Annotated in this window: 13 protein-coding genes; 4 read left to right on the forward strand and 9 right to left on the reverse strand. The window is 61.3% G+C overall.

Annotation, left to right across the window (positions count from 1 at the left end; all coding sequences use genetic code 11):
* The first annotated feature begins 35 nt into the window (after positions 1-35).
* The gene (locus tag N8H71_RS06665) at positions 36-1427 is read left to right on the forward strand and encodes an aldehyde dehydrogenase family protein (RefSeq protein WP_262193376.1); all 1392 of its coding nucleotides are present in this window, start codon (positions 36-38) and stop codon (positions 1425-1427) included.
* 118 nt (positions 1428-1545) lie between these two features.
* On the opposite strand, the gene N8H71_RS06670 is transcribed toward N8H71_RS06665, so the two are convergent.
* Entirely contained in the window at positions 1546-2376 is an 831-nt protein-coding gene (locus N8H71_RS06670) for an oxidoreductase (protein WP_262193377.1), read from the reverse strand.
* 130 nt (positions 2377-2506) lie between these two features.
* Between N8H71_RS06670 and N8H71_RS06675 the strand changes: the two genes are divergently transcribed.
* Positions 2507-3412, forward strand: a complete 906-nt coding sequence (locus tag N8H71_RS06675) for a LysR family transcriptional regulator (protein WP_262193378.1) — start codon at positions 2507-2509, stop codon at positions 3410-3412.
* Here the strand turns inward: N8H71_RS06675 and N8H71_RS06680 are convergent, their stop codons facing one another.
* Both N8H71_RS06680 and ydiJ read right to left on the reverse strand, forming a co-directional pair.
* Positions 3413-4582 carry a DUF1624 domain-containing protein gene (locus N8H71_RS06680; RefSeq protein WP_262193492.1) on the reverse strand — a complete coding sequence of 390 codons (1170 nt, stop codon included), beginning with the start codon at positions 4580-4582 and terminating at the stop codon, positions 3413-3415.
* A 115-nt stretch (positions 4583-4697) separates the two neighbouring features.
* Entirely contained in the window at positions 4698-7727 is a 3030-nt protein-coding gene (gene ydiJ, locus N8H71_RS06685; RefSeq protein WP_262193379.1) for a D-2-hydroxyglutarate dehydrogenase YdiJ, read from the reverse strand.
* 159 nt (positions 7728-7886) lie between these two features.
* Between ydiJ and N8H71_RS06690 the strand changes: the two genes are divergently transcribed.
* Positions 7887-8771, forward strand: coding sequence for a LysR substrate-binding domain-containing protein (locus tag N8H71_RS06690; RefSeq protein WP_262193380.1), 885 nt, complete (start codon positions 7887-7889; stop codon positions 8769-8771).
* A 108-nt stretch (positions 8772-8879) separates the two neighbouring features.
* Here N8H71_RS06690 and N8H71_RS06695 read toward each other — a convergent pair whose 3' ends face one another.
* Together N8H71_RS06695 and N8H71_RS06700 are read right to left on the reverse strand one after the other, a co-directional pair.
* Complete coding sequence (locus N8H71_RS06695) at positions 8880-10154, reverse strand: glucarate dehydratase family protein (RefSeq protein ID WP_007950478.1); 1275 nt, start codon at positions 10152-10154, stop codon at positions 8880-8882.
* A gap of 22 nt (positions 10155-10176) precedes the next feature.
* Complete coding sequence (locus N8H71_RS06700; protein ID WP_262193381.1) at positions 10177-11544, reverse strand: MFS transporter; 1368 nt, start codon at positions 11542-11544, stop codon at positions 10177-10179.
* 126 nt (positions 11545-11670) lie between these two features.
* On the opposite strand from N8H71_RS06700, the gene N8H71_RS06705 reads away from it, so the two are divergent.
* Positions 11671-12570 (forward strand): LysR substrate-binding domain-containing protein, encoded by a 900-nt coding sequence (locus N8H71_RS06705; protein WP_064379392.1) that lies wholly within the window; start codon positions 11671-11673, stop codon positions 12568-12570.
* Positions 12571-12709: 139 nt separating this feature from the next.
* Here the strand turns inward: N8H71_RS06705 and N8H71_RS06710 are convergent, their stop codons facing one another.
* The 4 genes from N8H71_RS06710 to N8H71_RS06725 all read right to left on the reverse strand — a co-directional run bounded on the left by N8H71_RS06710 (position 12710) and on the right by N8H71_RS06725 (position 17765).
* Positions 12710-13315 carry a DUF6338 family protein gene (locus tag N8H71_RS06710; RefSeq protein WP_258711886.1) on the reverse strand — a complete coding sequence of 202 codons (606 nt, stop codon included), beginning with the start codon at positions 13313-13315 and terminating at the stop codon, positions 12710-12712.
* A 123-nt stretch (positions 13316-13438) separates the two neighbouring features.
* The gene (locus N8H71_RS06715; protein WP_262193382.1) at positions 13439-15052 is read right to left on the reverse strand and encodes a GMC family oxidoreductase; all 1614 of its coding nucleotides are present in this window, start codon (positions 15050-15052) and stop codon (positions 13439-13441) included.
* Between the two features lie 174 nt (positions 15053-15226).
* Positions 15227-16444, reverse strand: a complete 1218-nt coding sequence (locus N8H71_RS06720; RefSeq protein ID WP_262193383.1) for a mandelate racemase/muconate lactonizing enzyme family protein — start codon at positions 16442-16444, stop codon at positions 15227-15229.
* A 1-nt stretch (position 16445) separates the two neighbouring features.
* The gene (locus N8H71_RS06725) at positions 16446-17765 is read right to left on the reverse strand and encodes an MFS transporter (RefSeq protein WP_262193384.1); all 1320 of its coding nucleotides are present in this window, start codon (positions 17763-17765) and stop codon (positions 16446-16448) included.
* Positions 17766-17781: the final 16 nt, after the last annotated feature.

Here is a 17781-nt window from a genome sequence, read left to right on the forward strand (position 1 = left end):
TCTGAGCACATCCACTGACCTCGCAGGACGATGCCATGAGCCCGATTTCCAGCCAGACCCACGCCATCTCGATCAACCCCGCCACCGGCGAGCAGATCGGTCACTACGCTTTCGAATCCGCCGAAGCGCTCGACGCCGCGCTGACCCGTGCCGCGTTCGGTTTCGGCAAGTGGAAACGCAAGCCACTGCAAGACCGCTCCCGCGCCTTGACCGCGCTGGCCGGTGCGCTGCGTGACAGCAGCGAAGCCATGGCGACCATGATCACCCGGGAAATGGGCAAGCCGATCGCCCAGGCCCGTGGCGAAATCGAGAAATGCGCCAAGCTCTGCGAGTGGTACGCCGAACACGGCCCGGCCATGCTCAACGCCGAGGCGACCCTGGTCGAAGGCGGCAAGGCGCGCATCGAATACCGTCCGCTCGGCCCGATCCTCGCCGTGATGCCGTGGAACTTCCCGATCTGGCAAGTACTGCGCGGCGCCGTTCCGGCACTGATCGCCGGCAACACCTACGTGCTCAAGCACGCACCGAACGTGATGGGCAGCGCCTATCTGCTGCGCGACGCCTTCACCCGCGCCGGTTTTGCCGATGGCGTGTTTGAAGTGATCAACGTCACCCCGGAAGGCGTGTCCAGCGCCATTGCTGACCCGCGTATTGCCGCCGTAACCCTGACCGGCAGCGTCCGCGCCGGCATGGCCATCGGCGCACAGGCCGGTGCCGCGCTGAAGAAATGCGTACTGGAACTGGGCGGCTCCGATCCGTTCATCGTGCTCAACGACGCCGATATCGATGAAGCTGTGCAAGCGGCGGTGATCGGCCGTTACCAGAACTCCGGGCAGGTCTGTGCCGCCGCCAAACGCCTGATCATCGAAGAAGGCGTGGTCGAAGAATTCACCCGCAAATTCGTCGAAGCTACCCGCCAGTTGAAGATGGGCGATCCGTTGTCCGCCGACAACTACATCGGCCCGATGGCCCGTTTCGACCTGCGTGACGAACTCGACCAACAAGTGCGCGACACCCTCGAAGAAGGCGCCACCCTGCTGCTCGGCGGCGGCAAGGCCCAGGGGCCGGGCAACTACTACGAGCCGACCGTACTGGCCGACGTCACCGACCGCATGACCTCGTTCAAGCAGGAACTGTTCGGCCCGGTAGCATCGATCATCACCGCCCGCGATTGCGCTCACGCCGTGGCACTGGCCAACGACAGCGAGTTCGGTCTGACCGCCACGATCTATACCGCCAACGTCGCCCTGGCCCAGCAACTGACCAGCGAACTGGAAACCGGCGGCGTGTTCATCAACGGCTACTCCGCGAGCGATCCGCGCGTGACCTTTGGCGGCGTGAAAAAAAGCGGTTTCGGCCGTGAGCTGTCGCACTTCGGCGTGCGTGAGTTCTGCAATGCGCAGACGGTGTGGCTGGATCGCAAATAATCCAATAGCCCAAAAACCAAGTGGGAGCGAGCTTGCTCGCGATGACACCTTCACAATCAACATTGATGTTGAATGTCAGGCCGACATCGCGAGCAGGCTCGCTCCCACAGTTTTTGTGTCAGTCCTTGAAATCCGTGGACAGCGCCAGCTCATTCCACTCGGCCAACTCCTGCGCCACCACGCGGTTCTTCGCTTCGATTCGCACAATCGTGTCGCTACCCAAAGCCAGCCGTTGCGGGGGGTTCGGCGCGTTCACCAGCACCAGCATCGCTTCGGCAAACTTCAGCGGATCACCCGGTTGCGCGTGGTTGGCCGCTTCGGCAAACGTGCGCATCTTGCCGACGGTTTCGTCATAGTCCGGCAGAACCAGTGCGGTCTTGATCAGCGACTGTTCGTCGAGGAAGTCGGTGCGGAAGAACCCCGGTTCGACCACCGTGGCATGAATGCCAAGCGGTGCCAGTTCCTGATGCAGTGCTTCGCTGATGCCTTCTACCGCGAATTTGGTCGAGCCGTAGACACCCCAACCCATGTACGCCTGATAACCACCAATCGACGAGATGTTGATGACCCGCCCGCTGCGCCGGGCGCGCATGTGCGGCAGGACAGCGCGGGTGACGTTGAGCAGACCGAACACGTTGGTGGCGAACAGGCGCTCGGTTTCGCTGGCGCTGGTTTCTTCAACGGCGCCCAACACGCCGAAACCGGCATTGTTGATCAGCACGTCGATGCGACCGAAACGCTTGATGCCTTCTGCCACTGCTTGGTGGGCTTCCTCTTCGCGGGTGACGTCCAGCCGCACGGCCAGCAGATTCGGGTGATCGCCGAGGCGGTCGGTGATGTCTTGCGGGTTGCGGGCGGTGGCAATCACCGCGTCACCGGCACGCAGGGCCTGCTCGGCGATAAGGGTGCCAAAACCACGGGAAGCTCCGGTAATCAGCCAGGTACGCATATCAACTCCTCCTGTCGGTGACCCTGGCGAGATTGCCGGGCCTTCTTGATGAGTTGAGTCGACTTTAAAGCCGTGCTACTGATGTGATAATCCCAACAAATTTGCATGACTTTGTGAAAGGTGTTCACAAATGAAAAACCCTTCCACGGCGGATCTGTCGATCTTTCTGTGCATTGCCCAGCATTTGAATTTCAGCCGTGCGGCGGTGGATCTGGGCCTGACACCGTCGGCATTGAGCCATTCATTGCGAGCGCTGGAAAATCGCCTCGGCGTACGCCTGTTCAATCGCACCACCCGCAGCGTGGCGCTGACCGAGGCTGGTGAGCGGTTATATGCGCGGCTGAAACCGGCGTTTCGCGACATCGACGACGCCCTCGAAGACCTCAACCACTTTCGCGACAAACCTTCCGGCAATCTGCGCATCACTGCCGGGCGTCAGGCATGCGAACTGGTGCTGCTGCCGATTGCCGGAGCATTTCTGCAGGCCTATCCGGACATCCGCCTGGAAGTGGTCGAAAGCGATGCGCTGCTTGATATCGTCGCCGCCGGATTCGATGCAGGCGTACGTTTCGGCAATCGGTTGGAGGCGGACATGGTGTCGTTGCCCATCGGACCGAATCTGCGCTCGGTGGTGGTCGGCTCACCCGGCTTTTTCGAACGACATCCCGCACCACAAAAACCTGAAGATTTGCATGCCCTTCCCTGCATCCGACATCGGTTCCCGAGCGGTTCGATGTATCGCTGGGAATTCGAACGGGGTGGTATAGAACAGGAAATCGAGGTCAACGGCCCGCTGACCCTGGGCGATGTCAGCCTGATGATCGGCCCGGCGTTGCAGGGCCTGGGACTGGCCTATGTATTCGAGGACATGGCCCGCGAGCACTTGGCAAGCGGGCGGCTGGTACAGGTGCTGGCGGACTGGTGTCCGTACTATCCTGGCCTGCATTTGTACTACCCGAGTCGGCGCCATGTACCGGCGCCGCTCAAGGCTTTCATCGACTTTGCCCGCAACGTTCGCGAGGGTAAAACGGGCTAGTTACAGATACTTCAACCAGGCGATGTCCCGTCGCCGGGCCTTCAGTGCGGAGAACCAGCGCACCGCCGGGAACAGCGCAACCGCCAGCACCATCGCCGCCAGCCACACCGCCGTCACCGACGAGAAACCGAAATAGGTGCCCTGATTGAGCCCGAACAACGCCACGCCAATCAGGTACAACATCTTCAGCGCATACAGGTGCAGCAGGTAGAAAAACATCGGCGCCGAACCGAACACCGTCAGCCAGCGAATCCAGCGCCGATCCTGCGCACGCTCGAACACCAGCAACAGCAGCAGCCCCACACTCACCGTCAAGGTGATGAACAACAGCGACGGCGGGTATTTGGTGATGTTGAAAAAGCTCATCAGGGTTTGCAGACCGCTGTCACCGAAGGCCCAGTACTTCTCGCCATAACCGTTGACCAGCCGCAGTGCCACAAACCCCAGCAGCCCGGCGACACCACCGATCAACAAGCGGCGCTGGCGCACGCCTGCATCGGCAGCGCGGCCGAACCACGGCCCCAGCGCGTAACCCAGACCGATCACGCCGATCCACGGCAACAGCGGGTACGAGGTGCGCAGACGCAAGGTCTCGCCCACCTCGATCCAGCCGCGGTCATGCAGGATCGCCCACGGCACGTGCAGTGCCGACTCGGTTGCGAAGTGCAGTCCGTCGAGCAGGTTGTGCCCGGCGATGATCGCCAGGCTCAGGGTCAACAGCAGCCAGCGTGGCAGCCAGACCAGCAGCGACAGCGCGATCATGCTCAGGCCGATCGCCCAGATCACTTGCAGATAGATCACGGTCGGTGGCAGCTGGAACGTCCAGGCGAAATTCACCAGGGTGAATTCGAGCGCTACCAGAAACAGTCCGCGCTTGAACAGGAAGGCACTGACGTCAGCTTTGCCGTCGTACTTCTCGCCGAACAGCCACGCCGACAACCCGGTCAGCAGCACAAACACCGGCGCGCACAGATGCGCCAAAGTGCGGCTGAAGAACAGCGCCGGCTCGGTGCTGGCGATGTCCATCGGGTCGGTCACCTGACGATGCAGCAGAAAGGTTTCGCGCACGTGGTCCAGCAACATGAACAGAATGACCAGGCCACGCAGCGCATCAATGGACAGCAACCGGCCAGTCGCCGAGGGGGCAGAACGGGAAACCGCAATCGTCATGGAGGTATCGCAATCGAAAGGTTGATCGATGCGACCGCCCGAAAGCGGCCGCATAATTTGCGTTACCTTATAACACAAAAAACCGATCCAATCGCTAGCGGTTCTCAACCAGCGATCACGCTGTACGCAGGGTTTCCAGCACAACCTGCAACGGATGACGCAGCAGTTGATCGGCCTGGCGCTTGACCTGACTGCGGCAGGAGTAACCGGTGGCCAGCGCCTCGCCCTTCTCCACCGGCGCCTCGATCTGCTTCGCCCAGGATTGCTCGTAGATCACCGCCGAGGTTTCGCGATTGCGCGCTTCGTGTCCGTAAGTGCCGGACATGCCACAACAACCGGTGGCCTGGGTCGCCAGCTTCAGGCCGACACGCTCGAACACCTGCTCCCATTGCCGGGTCGCGGCCGGGGCGTTGGTTTTTTCGGTGCAGTGCGCCAGCAGGCGGAAGCTGTCGTTGCGGCGCTGATCGGTCTGCTCCGGCATGACCTTGAGCAACCACTCCTGCACCAGCGCCACCTCCGGGCATTTCTCCATCCCCGGCACTTTCAAATATTCCTGGCGATAGACCAGGGTCATGGCCGGGTCGAGTCCCACCAACGGCACGCCGATCTCGGCCAGTGCGCGCAATTGCCCGGCATTGCGCAACGCCGCGCGATTGAACGCCGACAAGAAACCCTGCACGTGCAGCGGCTTGCCGTTGGCACTGAACGGCGCCAGATAAACCTGATAGCCGAGGCGCGAAATCAGCTCGATCAGATCCGCCAGCAGCGGCGCCTCGAAGTAACGGGTGAAGGCATCCTGCACCAGCACCACGCTACGCTCGCGTTGCGCCTGGGTCAGCGCCGACAACACCTCGACCGACGCCGGCTGAACCTGCCAGCGGCGCATCGCCGCATGGAAATCGAAACGACTGAGCAACGGCACATCGACCATGCCACCAAGACGCTCGATCAAGCGCCGGCTGAACGAGGCGCCCATCAAGCCGTTGTAGAGCAACGGAATCCGCGCCATGTACGGAATCGTGTACTCCAGCGAGGCAATCAGATAATCCCGCGCCGGCCGCAGGTAACGGGTGTGGTACAGCTCGAGAAACCGCGAGCGGAAGTCCGGCACGTTGACCTTCACCGGGCACTGCCCCGCGCAGGATTTGCACGCCAGGCAGCCGGCCATGGCGTCGTACACCTCGTGGGAGAAGTCCTGTTCCTGCGCACGGCTGTTGCGCCAGCGCTGCAGCAACGTGCTGAAGAACGGCGGACGGCGGCTGGCATCGGCCAACACATCAACACCCGCCTCGCCCTGCAACCGCAGCCATTCGCGAATCAGCGAAGCACGACCCTTTGGCGATTGCGCACGCTGGCGAGTGGCTTTCCACGACGGGCACATCGCATCGTCAGGATCGAAGTTGTAGCAGGCGCCGTTGCCGTTGCAGTGCATGGCCGCGCCGTAGTCCTGCCAGACCTTTTCGTCGATCTGCCGATCGAGCTCGCCGCGCAGGGTCACTTCGTCGATCTTCAGCAATGCCGCGCCGGGAGTATTCGGTGTGGCGATCTTGCCGGGGTTGAACTGGTTGAACGGATCGAACGCTGCCTTCAAGGCTTGCAGCGCCGGGTACAACGCGCCGAAGAAGGCCGGCGCGTATTCCGAGCGCAGGCCTTTGCCGTGCTCGCCCCACAGCAGGCCGCCGTAACGCTGGGTCAGTGCGGCGACGCCGTCCGAAACGGGGCGCACCAGTGCAGCTTGTTGCGGATCCTTCATGTCGAGAATCGGCCGCACGTGCAGCACGCCGGCATCGACGTGGCCGAACATGCCGTACTGCAATTGGTGGCTGTCGAGCAGGTCGCGCAACTCGGCGATGTACTCGGCCAGGTGTTGCGGCGGCACGGCGGTGTCTTCGACGAACGGCTGCGGCCGCGCTTCACCGGCGACGTTGCCGAGCAGGCCCACCGCGCGTTTGCGCATGCCGTAGACGCGATTCACCGCCGCATGCCCGACGGCCAGCGTGTGGCCCAGGCGCTCGACCGTGGCGTCGGTGCCCAGGTGCTGGACAAAAGCCTCGACCCGGCCTTGCAGCTCCTCGGGATCGTCGCCGCAGAATTCCACCAGGTTGATCCCCAGCGTCGGCCGCTCGGCGCTTTCCGGGAAGTATTCGGCGACGCCGTGCCAGACGATGTCCTGCATCGCCAGCAACAGCACTTTGGAGTCGACGGTTTCGATCGACAACGGCTTGAGCGCCATCAGCGCGCGGGCATCGCGCAAGGCATCCATGAAGCCGGCGTAGCGAATGTTCACCAGCATCGTGTGCTTGGGGATCGGCAACACGTTGAGTTTGGCCTCGACCACAAATCCCAGCGAACCTTCTGCGCCGCACAGCACGCTGTTGAGGTTGAAACGATTGTCGGCCTCGCGCAGGTGCGCCAGGTCGTAACCGGTCAGGCAACGGTTGAGGTCGGGGAAGGTTTCCCGGATCAACTCGCCCTGCTCATCGATGATCTGCCGCGCGCAGCGATACACCTCGCCGGCCCGGCCCTCACGGGCGCATTCCGCTGCCAGCTCGCTTTCTTCCAGTGGACGACCGTGCAAGCGCTCGCCACCGCGCAGAACCATGTGCAGCTCCAGCACATGGTCGCGGGTCTTGCCGTAGGTGCAACTGCCCTGGCCGCTGGCGTCGGTGTTGATCATGCCGCCGACGGTGGCGCGGTTCGAGGTCGACAGTTCCGGGGCGAAAAACAGCCCGGCGGATTTTAGTGCCGCGTTGAGTTGATCCTTCACCACACCGGCCTGCACCCGCACCCAACGCTGTTCGACGTTGATTTCGAGGATTCGGTTCATGTGCCGCGACAGGTCGACGACGATGCCGTCGGTCAACGACTGGCCGTTGGTGCCAGTGCCGCCACCGCGAGGGGTGATCACCACTTTCTGGTAAGCCGGTTCGGCGATCAGGCGCGCGAGCAGCGCCACGTCGTCGGCGTCGCGCGGAAACACCGCCGCTTGCGGCAAGCGCTGATAGATCGAGTTGTCCGTGGCCAGCACTACGCGGCTGGCGTAGTCGGCACTGATTTCGCCACGAAAACCGCCGGTTTCAAGGGCTTTGAGAAACTGCTGGTAATCGGTGTTCAACGCGGTAGAAGGCGACAGCTGGGCAATCATCGGAAGGGCAATCTCGGTCAAAAACGGGCCGTGTGGCGGTGAACAGTTGTAAGCAATGAATGATTACGTCACGCTCCCGCCATCTCATAGGCCTTATGTTCAGTGCAGAGTGATGTCGGGACAACCGTAAAATCGATCCGCAATCCATGACTAAAACGAATGAATCCGCGAACCCTCACTCCCTCGATGTCGTTGCTGCTGGCGTTTGAAGCCGCCGCACGCCATGAAAGCTACACCCGCGCCGCCCACGAACTGTCGCTGACCCAAAGCGCGGTCAGTCGTCAGGTGCAGATTCTGGAAAAGATGCTCGGCATGCGCCTGTTCAGCCGTGAAGGCCGGCGGGTGATCCTTACCGACGTCGGACGCATGTATCAGCGCGAACTGTCCGAGGCCCTCGGCCAGATCCGCAGCGCGACGTTGCAGGCCATGGCGTTTGGCTCGGGGATTCACAGCCTGCGCCTGGCGACCTTGCCGACCTTCGGCTCGAAATGGCTGCTGCCACGCCTGAAGGATTTCTACACCGCGCACCCCGGCATGACGGTGCACCTGCATTCACGCATCGAAACCATCGACTTCGACACCAGCGAAATCGACGCGGCGATTTGCGTCGGTGGCGGCGACTGGCCGGGGCTGACAGCACACCGCCTGCACACCGAAGAACTGGTGGTGATCGCCAGCACGCAGCTGTCCGATGCCGAACGCCGTGCGGCCGACAAGGACATCGCCGGGCAATTGCTGCTCAACGTCAGCAGCAATGCTCAGGCCTGGTCCGAGTGGTTCAGCCATCACGCCCTGCCCCATCGCAGTATGCGCATCGGCCCGAGTTTCGAGATGACCTCGCACCTGATCCAGGCCGTACGCGCCAACATCGGTATCGGGCTGGTCCCGAGGATTCTGGTGGAGGATGAGTTGCACAACGGCGAGCTGCTGCAACTCGGCGAACCGATCAGCAGCCGGCGCAGCTATTACCTGGTGTACCCGGCGCGCAATGAGTCGCTGGCGTCGCTGAAGGCGTTTCGCGACTGGCTGATGCGCACGCTCTGAGTTTCTACATCGCCAGATCAATTGCCATCGCGAGCAGGCTCGCTCCCACATTGGAATACTTATCTCTGTGGGAGCGAGCCTGCTCGCGATTGCGCCAGATCGGTGAACTCAGAACCGCGGCTTCAGCGCTTTCCAGTCCGGTTTGTAGCGCTGCATCTGCCGCACATCATCGCGCTGGCGGATGCCGCAGGTCAGGTACTGGTCATGCAGCTTGCCCAGTTGATCGTGATCCAGTTCCAATCCCAATCCCGGTGCACGAGTGATCTTCACGCAGCCGTCGACGATCGGCAGCTTGCCGCCCTTGATCACTTCTTCATCCGGTTCCTGCCACGGGTAATGGGTGTCGCAGGCGTAATCCAGATTCGGCACGGCGGCCGCCACGTGAGCCATCGCCATCAGGCTGATGCCCAGGTGTGAGTTGGAATGCATCGACACGCCGAGGCCGAAGGTGTCGCACATTTTCGCCAGGGTCTGGGTGTCGCGCAGGCCGCCCCAGTAATGGTGATCGGCGAGGACAATCTGCACGCTGTTCAACGCCACGCTGCGGCGGAACTCGTCGAAATCGGTGACCACCATATTGGTCGCCAGCGGCAACCCGGTGCGTTTGTGCAGCTCGGCCATGCCGTCGAGGCCCGGGGTCGGATCTTCGTAATACTGCAGATCATCACCCAGCAACTCGGCCATGCGGATCGAGGTTTCCAGCGACCAGTTGCCGTTGGGATCGATGCGCAGCGGATAACCGGGAAAGGCCTTTTTCAGCGCCTTGATGCACGCCACTTCGTGCTCCGGCGGCAGCGTGCCGGCCTTGAGCTTGATGCTCTTGAAGCCGTAAGCCTCGATCATTCGCGCGGCCTGGGCGACGATCTGCTGCTCGTTCAGCGCCTCGCCCCAGTTATCCGGTTTGTACGGTGAATCGACGTGCTGCGCGTACTTGAAAAACAGGTAGGCACTGAACGGCACCTCATCGCGCACCGCCCCGCCCAGCAGGTCCACCAGCGGCACATTCAAATAGCGAGCCTGCAAGTCGAGAAACGCCACTTCGAATGCCGAATACGCGTTGCTCACAGCCTTGCTGGCGTGGGAACCGGGCGCGAGTTCAGCGCCCGCCAGACTGGCCGGTTTGTTGGCAGCGACTGTGGCCTGAACGATCCGACGCAACTGATTGAGGTTGAACGGATCGAGGCCGATCAACTGCGACTGCAACTGTTGCTGGATCGCCAGCGCCGGGGCATCTCCATAGCTTTCACCGAGGCCGATGTAGCCGTTGTCGCTTTCGATCTCGATGATCGAACGCAGGGCGAACGGTTCGTGGATGCCACTGGCGTTAAGCAGTGGCGGATCACGGAAAGCGATCGGAGTGACGGTTACGCGAGTGATTTTCAAAATGACGCTCCTGTTGTCGGAATCAGTGGCTCGCCACCGGGTTGGCCGTCGGCGCAACGGCGGTCTCGGGTTCAGGCTTTGCCGGGGTTTTGCCTTTGGCGCCGGGCGCCATGCGGGCGAAGAAAATCACTACCGCCGCTACCAGCGAAGTCGCGGCCAGGCCATAAAGACCGCCCTCAATGGAGCCGGTGGTCTGTTCCAGAAAACCGAACGCGGTCGGCGCAACGAAGCCGCCGAGGTTGCCGATGGAGTTGATCAGCGCGATCACCGCCGCTGCGATACGCGCATCCAGATAGCTTTGCGGAATCGGCCAGAACAGTGCCGAAGCCGCCTTGAAGCCGATGGCCGCAAAACAGATGGCCACGAAAGCGAAAATCGGCCCGCCGGTGGTGGACATGAACATGCCGAACGCGGCGATCACCAGGGTCAGCGCGACCCACGCCTGCTGGAATTTCCACTTGCCGGCCAGCGCCGCAAAGCCGTACATCGCGACGATGGAAATGATCCACGGCACCGAGTTGAGCAGCCCGACCTGGAAGTCGCCGAGGTTGCCCATTTTCTTGATCATGCTCGGCAGCCAGAACGTGGCGCCGTAGATGGTCAGGGCGATGGAGAAGTAGATGAAGCAGAACAGCGCGATCTGCCGGTCCGCCAACAGTTTGAACATCGATGGTCTGGCGACGTGAGTTGCTTCCCGGGCACGCTGCTCCTCGGCGATTGCCGTCACCAGCGCTTCACGCTCCTCCTCGCTCAGCCACCTGGCCTGACGGGGGTGGGATTGCAACCAGAACCAGACAAACCCGCAGAGCACCACCGACGCAGCACCTTCGATCAGGAACATCCACTGCCAGCCGTGCATGCCCAGGCCGCTGATATGCAACAGCGCGCCGGACACCGGGCCGGATATCACCGAAGCAATCGCCGAACCGCTGAGAAACACCGCCATGGTCTTGCCACGTTCAGAAGCCGGCAGCCATTGGGTGAAGTAATAAATGATCCCCGGAAAGAACCCGGCCTCGGCAGCGCCCAGGATGAAGCGCAACACGTAGAAACTGGTTTCACCCTTGACGAACGCCATGGCCATTGCGGCGGCGCCCCAGGTGAACATGATCCGCGTCAGCCAGGCGCGCGCGCCGTAGCGTTGCAGAAGCATATTGGACGGCACCTCAAACAAGGCGTAACCGATAAAAAACAGACCGGCACCGAGGCCGTAAGCGGCAGCGCCGATACCCAGATCGGTTTCCAGATGACTGCGCACGAAACCGATGTTGACCCGGTCGATGTAGTTGACGATGAACATCACCACGAACAGCGGCAGCACATGGCGCTTGACCTTGGCGGCGGCGCGGGCGAGTACCGTGATGTCCGGCGGACTCTGGAGGGTATTCAAGGGGCGACTCCCGTTCTTTGTTTTTGTAGGGATAGCAGTGGCCTTTGAGGCGTAAAGCGATCATGGACGGGGCAATTGATCCCGTCTAATCTAACTTGGCATTCGATTGATACCCGGATTAGATCAATGTTCGAATTGACCCAACTGCGCTGCTTCACCACCGTCGCCACCGAACTCAACTTCCGCCGTGCCGCCGAGCGGTTGAACATGACCCAGCCGCCACTGAGCCGGCAGATCCAGTTGCTGGAACATCACCTGGGCGTCGAACTGTTTACCCGCAGCACGCGCAGTGTGGCGCTCACGGCGGCCGGCCGGGCGTTTTTCATCGAGGCGCAAAACCTGCTCGAACGCGCCCAGCAAGCCGCCGTCACCGCCCGGCGTTTTGCCGAGGGTGATATCGGTTCGGTGAACATCAGTTTTGTCGGCAGCGCGGTGTATGAATTCCTGCCCAAGGTCATCGCCGAGGCGCGCCTCAAGCAGCCGCAGGTGAAGATCGACCTGACCGAAATGAACACCTATCAGCAACACGAAGCCCTGCGCGCCCGCCGCATCGACCTGGGCATCGTCCGCGCACCGTTGCTGGAGCCGGGTTACGCCACCGAATGCCTGGTGCGTGAGCCGTTTGTGCTGGCGGTGCCGAGCGGCCATCGACTGGCCGAGGCTGACGATGTGTCAGTGAAGGATCTGGATGGGCAGCCGTTCCTGATGTATTCCCACGCGGCCTATCCGCCGTTCAACGAACTGCTGACCGGCATGCTGCGCTCGGCCCGGGTCGCTCCGGATTACGTGCAGTGGCTGGGGTCTTCGCTGACGATTCTGGCGCTGGTCAATGCGGGCATGGGTCTGGCGCTGGTGCCGCGTTGCGCGACCAGCGTGGTGTTCAGGAATGTGGTGTTTCGCGAGATTGATCTGGGCGAAGGGGTGCAGAGCGAACTGCATCTGATCTGGCGGGAAAACAACGACAACCCGGCGTTTGCGATGCTGCTGGAGGGCATTCGCCGGGCGGTGAAGGATGGATGGGGTTAGCGGGCTTGCGGGGATGGGGGGTACTTCAGCGGTGGGGGTGCCTTTGGGCCCGTGATCAATGGTTTCTCCAACAGCTTCCCGTCGGGCCCTACGAAAAGTCGCTCCAGATGTTGTGGCATTGGTTGCGGTGCTCTGGCGGTCATGATGAACCCTCTGATGCCGGGCTGAATTCAACCCATTTAACCTTCGCGGAATCTATCAGCAAAAATTCGGCGCCAATAGGATCCAATTTGCCATCTTCGTTGAGCCAGCGTGGAAACCTCATCAAGAACTGTCCGGTGTTCGACTCCGGTGGCCACTCGACTGGCCAGCCTAGAACGCGCCTTTCATCCTCCAGATGAAGGGTGATGAATCGGTCATATTGAGCGAAAGCGCAGAACCATTCACTGGGATAGGAAGATTGTTTCGTTACGTTTCTACTGCGCAACCACCTATGCAATTTGCCATTGGTTGCCAGACAACAAGCCATCAAACCTAGCAGCAACGAAGCAGAAAATGCCCAGCAAGCCTCCGCCTTCGCATCCCACTTTCCTACAGAAAATCCCTTCTCCCCCACCCACACACAAACCGCCCCAACCCCCAGCACCATCCCGTGAATCACAAACGTGAAAATCAGCGCCTGCACAATCTGCCCGAACGTATCCGGCCGCTTGAACGCCGTCAGGGTGTAGAAAATCCAGGCCGAGACAAACCCCGGGATCAGGTACTGCAACAGCGGAATCACTTCTTTCACCAGATCATCCATGATCGGTCGCTCCTTGAATCAGAAAAACAATCCTCCAGAAACAGCAATGCCGGCCCGTAACGGGCCGGCATTCAAAGCCTAGTGCACGCTGGAAAACCGCCCGCGATCAAGTGTCACTGCACATTACGCGTCCTGCAGAATCAGATCCGCGCCCTTCTCCGCCACCATCAGCACCGCCGCATGGGTGTTGCCCGACGTCACATTGGGGAAGATCGACGCATCGACGATCCGCAACCCCTCGAGGCCATGCACCTTGAGGCGTTTGTCGACCACCGAACTCTGCTCGTCCGAGCCCATCGCGCAGGAGCCGCACAGGTGATAGATCGAGCCGCAGTTGTCGCGAAAGTACTGCAGCATCTGCTCGTCGGTTTCCACTGCCGGCCCCGGCAGAACTTCATCGACCGTAATGCCCTTCAATGAAGGAGCGCCCATGATCTTGCGCATCAGGCGACTGCCCTGGATCACCTCGTCGATATCCTTTTGCGTGCTCAGGTAGTTCGGGTCGATCAGCGCCGCATCACGGGGATTCTTCGAGGCAATTTCGATGTGCCCGCGACTGGTCGGGCGGCACGGATTGAAGCACAGCAGGAAGCCTGAATACGGCTCGGGCTTGAGGCTGGCCTTGTTGTTTTTCGGGATCTGGTACGACAGCGGGTTGAAGTACAGCTGCAGGTTCGGATGGCTCTGCTCCGCGTTGCCCCGGAAGAATCCGCCGGCCTGATTGACGCTCATCGCCAGCGCGCCCTTGCGGGTCAGCAGGTATTTCACGCCGAGTTTGAACTGGCCGAACAGCGAGCTCAGCTCATCGTTCAGGGTCGGAATATTGGCCTTGTAGTAGTAGCTGACGCACAGGTGATCCTGCAGGTTTTGCCCCACCGCCGGCAGGTGTTTCACCACCGGAATCTGATGCTTGGCCAGCAAGGCGCGATCGGCCACGCCGGACAGTTGCAGGATCTTCGGTGTGTCGACCGCACCAGCGCACAGGATCACTTCCTTGCGCGCCGTGAACGTTCGCACCACACCATGCTGGGTGATGGAGATGCCAGTGGCGCGCTGTTGAGTCTCATCGAACAGCACTCGATCAACCAGCGCGTAATGCTCGACCGTCAGGTTCGGCCGGCTCAGCGCCGGGTGCAAATGGGCGAAGCTGCTGGAGCTGCGCTGACCGTTGCGGGTGTTGACGTCGTAGATGCCCGCGCCTTCGAATTTCGGCCCGTTGAAATCGTCGCTGCGCGGGTAGCCGAGTTCATCACAGCCCTTGAGGAACACGTCGCAGATCGGGTGGGTCTGGCCGGCCATCGGGGTGATGCTGATCGGGCCACTGCCGCCGTGGTATTCGCTGTCGCCCAGCGGATGGTTTTCCAGTTTGCGGAAGTACGGCAGCACATCCTTGAAGCCCCAGCCATCGTTGCCGTTCGCCGCCCAGTCGTTGAAGTCATGGGCCTGACCGCGCACGTAGATCATCGCGTTGATCGAGCCCGAACCGCCCTGGACCTTGCCGCGCGGGGCGTAGATTTCACGATTGCCCAACTGCTTCTGCGGCTGGCTGTAGTACATCCAGTTGAAGGTCGGGTTGTAATACATTTTGGCGAAGCCGACCGGGATCTTGAACCACAGGGAACTGTCCTTGCCGCCCGCCTCCAGCAGCAGCACCGTGTGTTGGCCCGAGGCCGAAAGCCGATTGGCCAGCACGCAGCCAGCGGCGCCTGCGCCAGCGATGATGTAGTCGTATGTCATGCACGGTTACCGCGTAAGTCGTTGTACAAAGAATGCCTGTCAGCCAGGCACTATCCTTGTGGGAGCGAGCTTGCTCGCGATTGCGGTGCCGCATTCAACATCGATGCTGACCGAACTGACGCTATCGCGAGCAAGCTCGCTCCCACAGGTCTTGCGGTTGGGTTAGAAACCTCGTCAGCCCTTGGCCGGCGATGTGTCTTTGACGTCGGCCGGAGTCGGGGCCATTTGCAGGTGCAGGCGTGAACCGGTGTACGGCGAATGCTTGCGCACCACGTCCATGTTCAGCTCCACGCCCAGGCCCGGCTCGGTGGACGGAATGATGTAGCCGTCCTCCCACTGCAACGGCTTTTTCAGGACCTCGGCATGGAAGCCGCCCCAGGTCTCGATGCTTTCCTGGATCAGGAAGTTCGGCGTGCAGGCCGCGAGCTGGAAACTCGCCGCCGCACCAATCGGCCCGTTGTAAAGATGCGGGGCGATTTGCGCGTAATAGGCCTCGGCCATGCTGGCGATTTTCTTGCCTTCGAGCAGACCGCCGCAGCGCGCCACGTTCATCTGCAGAATCGACGCGCCACCCGCCTGCAACAGCTTGAAGAACTCGTACTTGGTGGTCAGGCGCTCGCCGGTGGCAATCGGAATGCTGGTCTTGGCCGCGACTTGCGCCATGGCCTCTTCCTGACCCGGCGGCACCGGCTCTTCGAACCACAGCGGATCGTATTTCTCGAGGCGCTTGGCCAGACGAATCGCCGAGGACGGCACCATTTGCCCGTGAGTGCCAAACAGCAGATCGCACTTGTTGCCCACCGCTTCGCGGATCTTGCGGCAGAAGGTTTCGCAGCGCTCCAGCACTTCCAGCGAAATCTGATGCCCGGAGTACGCGGTATACGGCCCGGCCGGGTCGAACTTAACGGCGGTGAAGCCCTTGTTCATGTTTTCAACGGCGCATTCAGCCGCCAGGTCCGGGTCGTCGTAGTCGTACTCGCCACGGCTGTTGACCGGGTACAGGTAGGTGTAGGAACGCAGGCGTTCGTGAACCTTGCCACCGAGCAGTTCGTAGACCGGCTTGTTCGCAGCCTTGCCGATGATGTCCCAGCAGGCCATTTCCAGACCGCTGACCACGCCCATCATGGTCAGGTCGGGACGCTGGGTGAAACCGCTCGAATAGGCCTGACGGAAGAAGCGCTCGATGTGGTGCGGGTCCTGATTCAGCAGGTAGCGTTCGAACACGTCTTCGATGATCGGCAGCATGGCTTTGGGGCCGAATGTCGCGGCGTAGATCTCGCCGACGCCTTCGATGCCGCAGTCGGTCTTGAGCTTGACGAACAACCAGTACATGCCGCCGATGTGCGGTGGCGGTACGGCGACGATATGGGTTTCAAGGGCGACGATTTTCATCTCAGGCACCTGCTTTATTCAAAGATTTGCGATTGATCCGGGCACGCAGGGTCACGGCAGCCAGGGTGCCGATCAGACCGATGGCGGCGATGTAGCCGAAATAGAGCTTGTAGCCGAGGGCGCCGGGGAAATGCTCAGTGAGGTAGCCGTTGATCAACGGGATAAAGGCATCCGGCATGTAACCGACCACCGAGACGATGCCGATGGCCAGTCCGGTGATGCGCAGCGGAATGTTGCAGCTGTCGAGGATCGCCCAGTACAGACCGCGAATCGCGTAGGTCATCAGGCCGATGAAAATCACTGTCGCGATCAGCAGCCCCATGCTGTTGAGCGCCGGGAACACGATCAGGCCGACAATCGCCAGACTCGCCAGCAACAGCGCAACGATCAGCACCGAGATGTTCGAAAACTTGTCCCCCAGCCAACCGCCACCAATGCCGCCGATCGGGCGCATCCACAGTTTGATGGTGGTGATGGTGCCGGCCATGACGGCGGTCAGGCCGCTGCCTTGCAGGTAGTCCGAGAAGCTGTAGGTGGCCCAGAAGATGTGATAACCGCAGAACACGATCGCGGTGACCAGCCACAGTTCAGGGATCTTCACCAGGGTCGCCAGATCAGTGAACAGATTGAACTTGCCCTTCTCCACTGGCGGCGTGTCCTCCATCGACTTCGGGTCCTTGATCAGCACCAGCACACAGCCGATGGCGATACAGGTGAAGGCGTAGAGGTAAACCACGTGCCTGAAACCTTCGGCGGTGGACTCGCCACGGGTTTCAGTGGCATAGGCGAACAGCCCCAGCGCAACCGTTGCCAACAGCGCTTCGACCAGTCCGCGACCGCCATCGAGGATGCCGAAGAAACGGCCCTGTTCGGTGTGATGGGCAATCATCTTCACGCGCTTGAGCACCGAGGCCCAGAACGTCAGGCCGGTGGTCAGACCCCAGCAACCGAAGATGATCATCAGCCCGGTCATCGACGGCGCGGTCGAATACCACAGGCCCAGCGCGCCAGTGGCTACCAGCGAGAAGAAAATCAGGAAACGCGGCGCGATGCGGTCGGCCAGCCAACCGCTCGGCAAGTAGCTGAGCAGGAAAATCGTCCCGAGCATCGAGTACAGATAACCCAGCTCGCTGTGGTTGATCTGGAACACCTCGAGCATGGTGGTCTGATAGACCTGGCGCAGATACAGAATCGGATAGATCGCACCGGCGGCGAGCACCAGCAACATCAGTTGGAAATAGCGACTTCCCTTGTCGCTCCGGCTTTTCGAAGCCGAGTTGGAACCCTGAACAGCGGCAGCAGAGGATGCATGCTTGGACATTGAAGTGACCTCGGGC

The organism is Pseudomonas koreensis, assembly GCF_025447595.1.
Taxonomy (GTDB): domain Bacteria; phylum Pseudomonadota; class Gammaproteobacteria; order Pseudomonadales; family Pseudomonadaceae; genus Aquipseudomonas; species Aquipseudomonas koreensis_H.

Coding starts and splice junctions, on each gene's coding strand:
- N8H71_RS06680 (WP_262193492.1), bottom strand. CDS start 4,582: ATGACGATTGCGGTTTCCCGTTCTGCCCCCTCGGCGACTGGCCGGTTG.
- N8H71_RS06690 (WP_262193380.1), top strand. CDS start 7,887: ATGAATCCGCGAACCCTCACTCCCTCGATGTCGTTGCTGCTGGCGTTT.
- N8H71_RS06665 (WP_262193376.1), top strand. CDS start 36: ATGAGCCCGATTTCCAGCCAGACCCACGCCATCTCGATCAACCCCGCC.
- N8H71_RS06710 (WP_258711886.1), bottom strand. CDS start 13,315: ATGGATGATCTGGTGAAAGAAGTGATTCCGCTGTTGCAGTACCTGATC.
- N8H71_RS06670 (WP_262193377.1), bottom strand. CDS start 2,376: ATGCGTACCTGGCTGATTACCGGAGCTTCCCGTGGTTTTGGCACCCTT.
- N8H71_RS06715 (WP_262193382.1), bottom strand. CDS start 15,052: ATGACATACGACTACATCATCGCTGGCGCAGGCGCCGCTGGCTGCGTG.
- N8H71_RS06705 (WP_064379392.1), top strand. CDS start 11,671: ATGTTCGAATTGACCCAACTGCGCTGCTTCACCACCGTCGCCACCGAA.
- N8H71_RS06720 (WP_262193383.1), bottom strand. CDS start 16,444: ATGAAAATCGTCGCCCTTGAAACCCATATCGTCGCCGTACCGCCACCG.
- N8H71_RS06725 (WP_262193384.1), bottom strand. CDS start 17,765: ATGTCCAAGCATGCATCCTCTGCTGCCGCTGTTCAGGGTTCCAACTCG.
- N8H71_RS06675 (WP_262193378.1), top strand. CDS start 2,507: ATGAAAAACCCTTCCACGGCGGATCTGTCGATCTTTCTGTGCATTGCC.
- ydiJ (WP_262193379.1), bottom strand. CDS start 7,727: ATGATTGCCCAGCTGTCGCCTTCTACCGCGTTGAACACCGATTACCAG.